The organism is Selenomonas sp. GACV-9, assembly GCA_900116485.1.
Taxonomy (GTDB): Bacteria; Bacillota; Negativicutes; order Selenomonadales; family Selenomonadaceae; genus Selenomonas_A; species Selenomonas_A ruminantium_G.
The window spans coordinates 1-3732 of sequence record FPAX01000026.1 but is presented as its reverse complement, the minus strand read 5'-3'; the positions used below and the strand labels follow the sequence as shown (position 1 = coordinate 3732).

Sequence of the window (3732 nt, the reverse complement as noted above, 5' to 3'; positions counted from 1 at the left end):
CGTACGGTCCATTCAGCGGAAACAGAAAAAGTACTACCCCGTGAACCCCGAGCTGCGTACTATCGGGATTCCGTTCCGCACGCACTGACAGACAAACTGTAATTTTATAGCAAAAGTACCGCTGACTTATATAATCGAGTCAGCGGTATTTTTGTAATTTATAGTATTTTCATAGCGTGTAAATGGGGTTGGGGATATGCATGGGGAGGTGTCAGCGGTTGAAGCCGAAAGCGTCTTTGCCTGGGTAGACGGCACTGCTATCGAGCTGCTCCTCGATGCGCAGCAGCTGGTTGTACTTGGCTACGCGCTCGGAGCGGGACGGTGCACCGGTCTTTATCTGAGCTGTGTTGAGGGCTACGGCCAGGTCGGCAATCGTTGTGTCTTCGGTCTCGCCCGAGCGGTGAGAGACGATGGCCGTGTAGCCGGCCTTGTGGGCCATCTTGATGGCCTCCAGGGTCTCAGAGAGAGAGCCAATCTGGTTGAGCTTGATGAGGATGGAGTTGCCGCAGCCAAGCTCGATGCCCTTCTTGAGACGCTTGGTATTCGTGACGAAGAGGTCGTCGCCCACGAGCTGGACTTTGTGACCGAGCTTTTCCGTCATCTTCTGCCAGCCGTCCCAATCTTCTTCATCAAGGCCGTCCTCGATGGAGTAGATCGGGTATTTGTCTACAAGGGATTCCCAATGGGCGATGAGCTCGTCGGAGGTGTACTCGCGGCCGGATTTCGGCTGTTTGTAGAAACCTTTGCCTTTGTCGCTCTTCCACTCGGAGGCAGCGGCATCCATGGCGAGCACGAAGTCGCGGCCCGGTTCATAGCCGGCGTCCTTGATGGCCTGCAGGATATGCTCGATGGCGTCCTCGTCGGATTTGAGGTTCGGGGCAAAGCCGCCCTCGTCGCCGACGGCCGTCGTCTCGCCCTCTTTCTTGAGCAGGGACTGCAGGGCGTGGAAGACCTCTGTGGACCAACGCAGTGCCTCGCGGAAGCTCGGGGCACCCGCAGGCATGATCATGAATTCCTGGGTGTCAACGGAGTTGGAGGCATGGGCGCCGCCGTTCAAGATGTTCATCATCGGGACGGGCAGCTGGTTGCCATTGATGCCGCCGAAGTAGCGGTAGAGCGGAATATCCTGGGCTTTGGCCGCTGCCTTGGCTGCTGCCAGGGAAACGGCGAGGATGGCGTTGGCGCCGAGCTTGGACTTGTCTTCGGTGCCGTCGAGCTCGAACATGATGGCATCGAGGGCATAGCCGTCGGAGGCGTCGGTGCCGATGAGTGCCGGAGCAATCACCTCATTGACATTGGCAACGGCCTTCGATACGCCTTTGCCGCCGAATTTAGCTTTGTCGCCATCACGCAGCTCGAGGGCCTCGAACTCGCCCGTCGAAGCGCCGCTCGGAGCGGCTGCACGGCCAAGTGTACCGTCAGCAAGTATGACTTCGGCCTCGACGGTCGGATTGCCGCGGGAATCGATGATTTCCCGGCCGATGACCTGCATGATCTTCAAATATTCCTTCATGTTGTACCTCCTGTATATAAATAGGTAAATGAGAAATGCTATCAACAATTTGTATTGTAATATATTTGAGAAGATTTATCAACCAAAAATATCAGCGGATATTTCTGGCAAGGTGCAGAGTCAGCAGACTGCTGGCAAGAGCAGCGGCGGGGACCATGAGCCAGATGCCGGTGAGACCCCAGAGACTGGCGAACAGGATGAGGAAGGCCAAGGGAAATAGCAGCGTTCCGCATAGGGAGACGAGCAGCGACAGCGTGGGGCGGTCAAGGGCTGTGAAGTAGGAGGAGTAGCACATATCGATCCAGCCGGGCAGGTAAGAAAAGGCGAAGATAGTGATGCCTGTCAGGCTGACTGCGGTAAGCTCTGCATCATCGGGACGGATGAAGAGACTGGCGGCAAAGGGGCCGGCCAGCAGCATGAGCAGGAATGACACGGCCGCGATTACCATCATTGCGATGCGCACGCTGCGGAAAATCAGGTTCATGCGCAGGATGCGTCCCGCGCCGTAGCAGTAGCTGATGGCTGGCTGCAAGGCCTCGCAGATGCCGAAATTCAGCATGCCGAGCATGCTGTCGATATACATGATGATGGAAAAGGCTGCAACAGCTGTCGTGCCGCCGTATTTGAGCAGGAAGATGTTGAGGACGATGCTCATGACTGAGGCTGCGATATTACTGAAGAATTCGCTGGAACCATTCAGCATGAGCCGGAAGAATTTCCGCAGCGGGATATTTCCGCGGGTATAGTAGAGGTCGAGCCGTCGTCCGCGGAAACAGGCCAGCGTGAACAGTGAGCCGAGGATCAGGGAGAGGCAGCTGCCGATGGCCGCCCCTGCGATGCCCTGCCCGAGCAGGACAATCAGGATGAAATCCAGAGCGACGTTCAAAAGTTGTGTGGCGACGTTGACCAGCATGCTGACGCGCTGCTGGCCGCAGTCGCGCAGGAAGTTGTCCGTCGCAAAATAGATGGGAATCAGCGGGGCAAAGAGCGCGTAGATCTGCAGATAGGTGACACTTAGGCCGATGACATGGGCGCTGGCCCCTGGTGCTAGCAGCATCACGAAGGGGCGGGCAAAGAAATAGCCCAAAAGCCCTGTCAGGCAGGAGAAGGCCAGGATGAATTTCACGGCGAAGGAGAAGATGCGGGCGGCTGTCGCCCGCTCTTTCTTGCCGAGATGGATGGCGATATTCACGGAAGCGCCGGTGGCAATCATATTGGCAATGGCCTCGACCATCATGATGACCGGCATGGTGATGCTGATGGCCGCAAGGGCGTCCTCGCCGATAAAGCGGCCGACAAACATGCCGTCGACCACGGCGTAGAGAGCACCGGCGACCGAGGTGATGGCCGCCGGCACAGCACAGCGGAAGAAAAGTTTCCGAGGTGGCAGTTTGATGAAGAGTTCGGAATTCATACCAATTTTCGTTGTCCTTTCGTTGACAAATTTCCTAGGGCGTAGTATATTCTATTTACTGACCAGAGTCAATAAGGAGTTTTTATGACGAGAGTACGTAAGGATCCGGCGGAACGCCGGCAGGAATTTATCGATGTTGCCAGGAAATTGTTCCTGGAAAAAGGCTATGAGCAGACGATGGTGCAGGATATCTGCAAGGCTGCTGGCGTAGCCAAAGGCACCTTTTTCTACTATTTCCCGACGAAGGAGGATGTCTTGCAGGCTATCTTTGCCGAATGGACGCAGAAGTTCGTCGCTGCTTATGAGCGCAAGGCCGAAGGTCTGGCGGCAGTAGAGAAAATGCGGCTGTTCCTGGGGTTGATGAGCCGTGAATATGATGTCGAGGCGCTGGTGGATGAGCTTTGGGATGAGCACAAGAAGGATCTGGTTTCGCAGATCTGGCAGCGCGTCCTGGAGCAGGGTTTCAATCCGCTGCTGCGAGCGATAATCGCGCAGGGCAGCCGCGAGGGGAGCATGCAGGTAGAGCATATTACAGAAAGCATGGATTTCTTCTGGCGGCTTACCGACGGGATGTGGCCTGAGGATGCGCGGGATATCGATGCGGCACAGATGGAAGTGCGGGAGGCTATGGCGACGAGACTGATGGAGCAGCTGCTGGGGATGCAGAAAGGGAGTTTGGCGGCTCCGTGGACAGTATAAACAATTACAGTTTGTCTGTCAGTGCGTGCGGAACGGAATCCCGATAGTACGCAGCTCGGGGTTCACGGGGTAGTACTTTTTCTGTTTCCGCTGAATGGACCGTACG

Annotated in this window: 3 protein-coding genes; 1 reads left to right on the top strand and 2 read right to left on the bottom strand. The window is 56.2% G+C overall.

The window, feature by feature from the left end; translation table 11 throughout:
• Window positions 1-211 precede the first annotated feature (211 nt).
• Together eno and BM322_RS12680 are read right to left on the bottom strand one after the other, a co-directional pair.
• Window positions 212-1513, bottom strand: a complete 1302-nt coding sequence (eno, locus tag BM322_RS12685) for a phosphopyruvate hydratase (RefSeq protein WP_075431062.1) — start codon at window positions 1511-1513, stop codon at window positions 212-214.
• Window positions 1514-1604: 91 nt separating this feature from the next.
• The gene (locus BM322_RS12680) at window positions 1605-2927 is read right to left on the bottom strand and encodes an MATE family efflux transporter (RefSeq protein WP_075431061.1); all 1323 of its coding nucleotides are present in this window, start codon (window positions 2925-2927) and stop codon (window positions 1605-1607) included.
• An 84-nt stretch (window positions 2928-3011) separates the two neighbouring features.
• Between BM322_RS12680 and BM322_RS12675 the strand changes: the two genes are divergently transcribed.
• Complete coding sequence (locus BM322_RS12675) at window positions 3012-3626, top strand: TetR/AcrR family transcriptional regulator (RefSeq protein ID WP_075431060.1); 615 nt, start codon at window positions 3012-3014, stop codon at window positions 3624-3626.
• The last annotated feature ends 106 nt before the right edge of the window (window positions 3627-3732 follow it).

Excerpts from the sequence above, each read along its gene's own strand:
- eno (WP_075431062.1), bottom strand. The coding sequence starts at position 1,513 with ATGAAGGAATATTTGAAGATCATGCAGGTCATCGGCCGGGAAATCATC.
- BM322_RS12680 (WP_075431061.1), bottom strand. The coding sequence starts at position 2,927 with ATGAATTCCGAACTCTTCATCAAACTGCCACCTCGGAAACTTTTCTTC.
- BM322_RS12675 (WP_075431060.1), top strand. The coding sequence starts at position 3,012 with ATGACGAGAGTACGTAAGGATCCGGCGGAACGCCGGCAGGAATTTATC.